Origin of the sequence: Hyella patelloides LEGE 07179 (assembly GCF_900659865.1) — a bacterium.
GTDB lineage: Bacteria > Cyanobacteriota > Cyanobacteriia > Cyanobacteriales > Xenococcaceae > Hyella > Hyella patelloides.
Map to the genome: position 1 here is coordinate 1 of NZ_LR214095.1, position 6,891 is coordinate 6,891.

Sequence of the window (6,891 nt, forward strand, 5' to 3'; positions counted from 1 at the left end):
CAGCAGTCAAAAAAGGATTTTCTTCGATTAAAGCGATACTTTGTTGTCTTAAAGATTTTAATAGTTGTTCTGTAGAGGCTGCTGCTAATCCCTTTTGATTAATTGATTGCTGGAGATTATCTACAGTTTGTAAATAGATTTCTGTATCAGGATGGGGTTCAATTCCTTTAACAGAGTCATAAATTTCGACTACCAAAGGAGTTTGGCGCAGATAAATATCTCTTAAGGGTAAATAACTGATATTAAAGACAACCAAAAATAAGTTAATTACAGCAACTATAGCGATTAACTTTTTCCACCATAAATATTGAGACTTGCTTACGGGTTGTTTTTCGATCATCAGATTGCAGTTATTAATTATCAAATCAGCCATTGTTAAATAATAACCAGTAGTAAAGACCAACACAAAAAATCAGAAGACTTGAAAAAGCGATTTCTACCAAATGATGAGGCATGATTCGATTAGAAATATAGCATGGTTAATCTATATAAGTTAAGAAATATTAAGCAATAATGCTAGTCAAAATCAAAAAATGTCCATCGAAACACACGCCAAAGAAGGCATACAAAGATAAGCGCACCAAGAGAAGTCAGAAAAAAATAGAACTATTGGCGATCGCGAAGTGCTGCTGTCAGCAGACCGCAACTTATCTACCAACAGTCCTAGAATCTGCTCAAAAAAATTTTTAAAATGTTTGTCTTGATTAGGATTTTTCTCAAAAAAAAGGACAGATTAACTGTCCCTTTTTAATTTAATTAGTTAACTAAAGCACTGATTAACGATTCTGAACAGTGGTAGTGGGGGCTTCAAGAGATTCTAAGTTGCGATGTTCTTCTACTTTGGTAGTTTTGCTTTTGCCAGTTAAACCAAACAATCCCAATAAACCGAGTAAACCTAACCAACCCCAATTCGATCTTTGTTCAATTGCAGCAGCAGTTTCCGCAATTTCTGTCTGGGCTGCTTCGGCTGCTTGATTGATGTTTTCTTCGGCTTCAGTAGCAGTTCTTTGTACCTGTTCCTCTGCTTGTTGGTAGTTTTGTTCTACGGTTTCGCCAGCGTTTTCTAGCCCTTGTTGGGCTGCTTCACCAGTGTTCTCTAGCCCTTGTCCTGCTGCTTCACCAGTGTTTTGAATAGTATCTCCCAAAGCTTCTCCAGCATCTTGGAGATTGTCACCAGCACTATCAAGATTTTGTTCTGCTTGATTTAAGTTTTGGTCTACAGTTTCTTCTTTCTCTTGGCTGAAAGCTGCACCTGTGGGTAAAGCTAAACTAAGAGTAATAATAGTAGTTGCAGTTAATTTAGTTAAGTTCATGAAAAAGTCCTGATTTTGTTGTTTATATAGTGAATCAATAAATCGATATTGTTATTATGTGTTTTCTCTCGTCGGGAGCAAACTTTAATTAATAACAAGGTAATCAAATAATACTTTTAAGTAAGAAGTATTTCTCTTTGGTATGCCAATAAATCTTTACCTATTTATGAGCAATTATTTATATCCATAGTTGATAGTCAAACGTTCATTACTACTATTGGCGATCGCCGTTGTCATCTACTCTTGCTTGAAGAATGACATCAGAAATTTCTTCTGCATCTTTGAAGTGGTGCAAAGCTTCATTACTCATAATTAATTAGTTCGATTAACTTTCATCTACTATTAAAGTTTTTTACTGTTTAGATTACATCTATATTTCGATGGAAATAATAATCTAACTTTTGATTGATACAGCGAATGAAAGAACAAACGAGCCGTCAGAAACCTAATTTTGTATATTTCTTGTAGTAAAAATTTAACTCTTGCAAGAAGCATTACATCTCTATCCGAAGATAGATAGAATAATAAAACCTAAATAGCACTTATTCGGCAAAATTAGCTAGTAATTCCTTATATTTAATCTATCTTTACGCCACTATGCCAGAATATTCGAGTTATTCTCCTTCTTTAGTTAGATGTGATATCACGATCCAAACTGTTACAAATGTGACAGATAAATTTTTGAGGAAGACGTTATGTTATTCAATAAACTAAACAACTGGTTAAAGTTATCTGTTCGTTTAGCACTTACAGTTATGGTATGTGGTGTATTGTTTATTTCTAGTGCTTATCCTGCTCAAGCGACACCTAGTAGAACAACTGATGGTGAAGCAAGCTTAAATAGAATTCAAGCAAAAACTGATAGTGTTGCTCGTTCCAATCCTAAAGGAATTAATGAAGTAACTAAAGAGTCTCAAAAAGGATTGAATGAAGTACAGGGTGGTGCAGACAAAGATAAGATGGTAAGTCCTGAAGACGCTAGCGATGCGACTACAATTAAAGAACAAGCAGCGAACCTTTTAGACAATCTTACTAATTAATCATTACCAATATGGTGTTGCGATGCAGAAACCAATTGTGAATGAAAATCTGCAACTAGCAATGCTTAACTAGCAATATATTTCCTGGCTATTCCAAGTTTAGTGTATAGTCAGGAAATTCGATATTAACTAGGAGAAATCAAGAAAAATTAGTACTGATTTCAAACCGCTTTATTTTTATTGTTATTATTTACTAAAATCATCTAATTCTCAATTAAATCTCAATACTTATGTCTCAAAAAATGTCTTCAGAAAACTTTTTTACAGAAGCAATCAATACCATCAGTAACTTAACCGATACTTTAACCACAGAAGCACAAAACTTTTTAGAACAGAGTACCATTTCTACTGGACAAACTCTAGAATGGATTGCATCTAATCCTGTTTTAAAATCCGCAGATAATATTATTGGTTTAGACTGGATCATGACTTTTTTGGGTCAAGTAGATACCAGCAAAATTCAGGCTACTGTAAAAAGCCTTAAAGTAGAATATCCCAACGAAACCCCCAATCAAATTGCCCATCGTTTAATAGTACAAAAAGCTTTTGCTGGTGGACGTTTAGGACTAATTACTAATATTATTCCCCCTATTGCAGCCTTATTTCTGGGGGTAGAATTAATTGCTACTACCAAACTGCAAACGGAAATGGTTTATGAAATTGCAGCAGCCTATGGTTTGGATTTAAACGAACCTGCCAGACGGGGAGAAGTACTAGCTATCTTTGGTTTATCTCTTGGTGCAGATGTCTTAAAAACAGGCTTAAGTGTTGTTGAAATTATTCCTGGTATTGGTGCGGTTGTTGGTGCTTCTACTAATGCAGCTATGCTTTATGTTTTGGGACAAACTGCCTGTCGCTTTTATGAAGGAAAAGCTAATGAGACTAACGTTTTATTAATGCAACAAGAAACCGAGCATGATTGGCAAATCGCCCTCCAGCAGTCTAAAATCATGGATCGCATTTTGGCACATATGGTAAGAGTTAGTTGTCCCAAACAAGACTGGGCAGAAATTTTACCGACAATTAAAGATATTTCCCCATCTTCAGTTACAACGATCGCGGAAAACCTGGAACAACCACAAGATTTATCTATCTTACTAGAACAGCTAATACCCCCGTTTGCACCTTTGACTTTAAACAGATGCTATGACATCGCTAAATCAAACGGAGAAATTACTTTAGAAGAGCAAAAAGTATTGAGTCAGATTGCGATCAGATTTCATCTAGATCTGACAACATTAAATTAATTATCAGTAATCAGTAAATTATATATTCAGAACTTGTCCTAAATTCAAGATTGATATCTATTAAAATTCTGCTTGCCCTCGCCAACAATAAATGTTGAATGAAATGACTATCCGCCAATATACAATTCTCATCGTTGATGATTCTGCCGAAGATCGCCAGGCTTACCGTCGTTATCTAAGTAAAGTAGTTATATCTAAGTACAAGATTATTGAAGCAGAATCTGGTGAAGAAGGTTTGGAACAACTAGCATCAATACAGCCAGACTTGATTTTACTCGATTATTTGCTACCTGATTTTGATGGTTTAGAGTTGATCGAAGAATTAAAATCGCAATTAAGCCAAATTCCGCCGATTATCATGCTTACAGGGCAGGGTAACGAGTTAGTGGCAGTAAAAGCAATGAAAAGCGGGGTTAAAGATTATCTGGTAAAAGGAAAGTTAACTGCTGAAATATTAACTATTTCAGTTAAAAATGTTTTACAGCAACATCATTTGCAATCTCTGCTGACCCAAAATTTTCAGCAACAACAGTTAATAGCCGAAACCGCTTTACATATTCGTCAGTCTTTAGATTTATCAGAAATTCTTGAGATTGCGGTTAAAGAAGTACAGTTATTATTAAACTGCGATCGCGTGGCAATTTATCAATTCGCACCAGATATGAGTGGTGATATTGTTGCTGAGTCGGTAAAGTCTGGTTGGAAACAGTCTTTAGGTCAAAAAGTAATCGATACTTGCTTTCAAAATAACGGTACAGCCAGATACGATAGAGGAGAAACTCTAGCAATTGATAATATTTACGAATCAGAGCTTTCTGAATGTCACATTGAATTATTAGAAGAGTTTCAAGTCAAAGCTAATGCGATCATTCCGATTCTACTTTCTCCTTATCCATCAAAAAATAATCCAAGTCTTTGGGGTTTATTAATTGCTCATCAATGTAGCGATAGTCGTCATTGGGAAACAGAGGAAGTTAATTTATTAGATAAATTAGCCGTCCAGCTTGCCATCGCTATTCAACAAGCAGAGTTATTAGGTAACTTGCAAAATGAATTAGACACCAGAAAGAAGGCGGAAAATTCTCTCCAAGAAAAAGCTCTACAGTTAGAATGGGCTAACCAAGAGTTGCTTAACATCACATCCCTGTTGAAAAAACGCAACCAAGAATTAGACCACTTTGCCTACGTTACCTCCCACGATCTTAAAGCACCACTGCGAGCGATCGCCAATTTGGCAACTTGGTTGAGTGAAGATTTAGAAGACCAAATACCCGAAGAAAATCAACAGCAATTACAGCTAATGCAGTCTAGGGTTAAGCGGATGGATGGGTTAATTCAAGGCTTATTAGAATATTCTCGTGTCGGAAGAAAAAACATTCCAGTTAAAACAATTCATGTCGGCAATTTAGTTAAAGAGGCGATCGATTCTTTGTCACCACCACCAGAATTTGAGATTATTGTTGCTGAACATATGCCTACGTTGAAAACCGAAGCACTTTTATTACAACAGGTTTTCTCTAATCTCATTAGTAATGCGATTAAGTATCATCCTCAACAGAAAGGCAAGATTACAATATCGGTTAAAGAGCAGGATAAATTTTATGAGTTTGCTGTCTCCGATGATGGATTAGGTATCGATCCTCAATATCACGAGCGCATTTTTACGATCTTCCAAACTCTACAGGCAAGAGATACTATCGAAAGTACGGGAATTGGCTTATCGATTGTCAAAAAAATTGTTGAAGGTCAAGGCGGTAAAATATGGGTAGAATCTCAACTCGGTGAAGGAGCGACTTTTTACTTTACATGGCAAAAGTAAACTTCGGAGTCAGTTTAATTAAGACCGACCTATAGAATTCAAAACAAGTTAGTCTATATTTATAGTTGATTACTTTGCAGTCCTTTAGAGCATTAAATCGATGTTAGTTGCACCAGCAGAAGAAAGAATGTGGGAAAAGTCATCTTTAAATAATGGCAAGTCTCACATGACTGACGAACAAATTAATATCAAATACGAACAAGGACAACAACGCATTCTTACTGAGATGAATCGTGAAAAGCTGCCAAGTTTTGCCGATTCTCTAAAAAAAACTAATTACATGGATGTAAGTCCTTTTTATCAAAGAAGATTGCGGTGGGACGAACAAAAACAATCACAACTTATCGAATCATTTTTAATTAATATCCCAGTACCTCCTATTATTCTCTATGAAAGAGAATATAATTCTTATGAAGTCATGGATGGTCAACAGCGTATTACAGCAATCAAAGACTTTTATAATAATGATTTGGAGCTTACTGGACTGGAGATGTGGTCAGAATTAAATGGACGTACCTATCAACAGCTTCCCGATAAAATTAAAGCAGGTATTGATAGACGTGCTATATCATCTATCGTCTTAATTACTGAATCTACACAAAATAAAGAAGAAGCGTTTTTTCTCAAACAAATTACTTTTGAAAGACTTAATACTGGTGGTGTTTCGTTAAGTAAACAAGAAATCCGTAACTGCATATATTCGGGAATATTCAACACTTTACTCTTTAAACTGGCAAATAACAGCATTTTTGCAAAGGCTTGGGGCATTCCGCTCGAAAACAAGGATAAATTAAGAAAAAATAATCTCTATAAAAAAATGGAAGATGTAGAATTAGTTTTACGTTTTTTCGCCTTTCGTCATGCTAATGAGTTTCGTAATGGTATAGAGGGATTTCTTAATTTATATATGATTAAAAGTCTTAATTTTTCTCAAGGAGACATTAATATATTAGAAGGAATTTTTATTGAAACTATTAATTTGGCAAGTACTATTTATGAAGATAAATTGTTCAAACCATTCGATGTTAAAACCAAGCAATGGAAAGATAACTCATATAAAGCTTTTTATGATGCAGTTATGGTAGGGTTAAGTAATCATCTCAATGATGTTGATTTATTAATCGAAAGAAAATCAAGAATTCTTGAAGAAACCAAAAAACTGTTAGCTAAAGATAAGAAAAATATATTTACTGGTGCAGGAAGAACTAAAGCAGATTTACAAGAAAGAATAAAGCTATTTGATGAGATGCTAAGTCAAATAATCGCGGAGTAGATATTAGTGTTTCAAGAACTTCTACAACAAGCGAAACCTAATATTTCTACCGTCCGTTCAATCATCAAAACTAGTGAAAATCTACGAAAATTTCTTTTACAAGAGAGAAATACGAAACAGAAAAAATCAGAAGACTATAGGACTTACGCATTGACAGAATAATGAGACAATGCACTCTTAAGTAGAAGACATCAAAAAA

The 6,891-nt window shown here is 34.8% G+C and carries 5 protein-coding genes and 1 pseudogene; 4 read left to right on the plus strand and 2 right to left on the minus strand.

Annotated features, from left to right (window positions below; translation table 11 throughout):
* Both H1P_RS29465 and H1P_RS29470 read right to left on the minus strand, forming a co-directional pair.
* Positions 1 to 373 (minus strand): annotated as a pseudogene (locus H1P_RS29465) (hypothetical protein); the annotation flags it as partial.
* Positions 374 to 776: 403 nt separating this feature from the next.
* Positions 777 to 1,313: a WGxxGxxG family protein gene (locus tag H1P_RS29470; RefSeq protein ID WP_144874461.1), complete on the minus strand. Its 537-nt coding sequence runs from the start codon at positions 1,311 to 1,313 to the stop codon at positions 777 to 779.
* Between the two features lie 695 nt (positions 1,314 to 2,008).
* Here H1P_RS29470 and H1P_RS29475 point away from each other — a divergent pair.
* The 4 genes from H1P_RS29475 to H1P_RS29490 all read left to right on the plus strand — a co-directional run bounded on the left by H1P_RS29475 (position 2,009) and on the right by H1P_RS29490 (position 6,692).
* The gene (locus H1P_RS29475) at positions 2,009 to 2,353 is read left to right on the plus strand and encodes a hypothetical protein (RefSeq protein WP_144874463.1); all 345 of its coding nucleotides are present in this window, start codon (positions 2,009 to 2,011) and stop codon (positions 2,351 to 2,353) included.
* A 230-nt stretch (positions 2,354 to 2,583) separates the two neighbouring features.
* Positions 2,584 to 3,600 (plus strand): YcjF family protein, encoded by a 1,017-nt coding sequence (locus tag H1P_RS29480; RefSeq protein WP_246142013.1) that lies wholly within the window; start codon positions 2,584 to 2,586, stop codon positions 3,598 to 3,600.
* A 91-nt stretch (positions 3,601 to 3,691) separates the two neighbouring features.
* Positions 3,692 to 5,419 carry an ATP-binding protein gene (locus H1P_RS29485; protein WP_246142014.1) on the plus strand — a complete coding sequence of 576 codons (1,728 nt, stop codon included), beginning with the start codon at positions 3,692 to 3,694 and terminating at the stop codon, positions 5,417 to 5,419.
* A gap of 100 nt (positions 5,420 to 5,519) precedes the next feature.
* Positions 5,520 to 6,692 (plus strand): DUF262 domain-containing protein, encoded by a 1,173-nt coding sequence (locus H1P_RS29490; RefSeq protein WP_144874465.1) that lies wholly within the window; start codon positions 5,520 to 5,522, stop codon positions 6,690 to 6,692.
* The last annotated feature ends 199 nt before the right edge of the window (positions 6,693 to 6,891 follow it).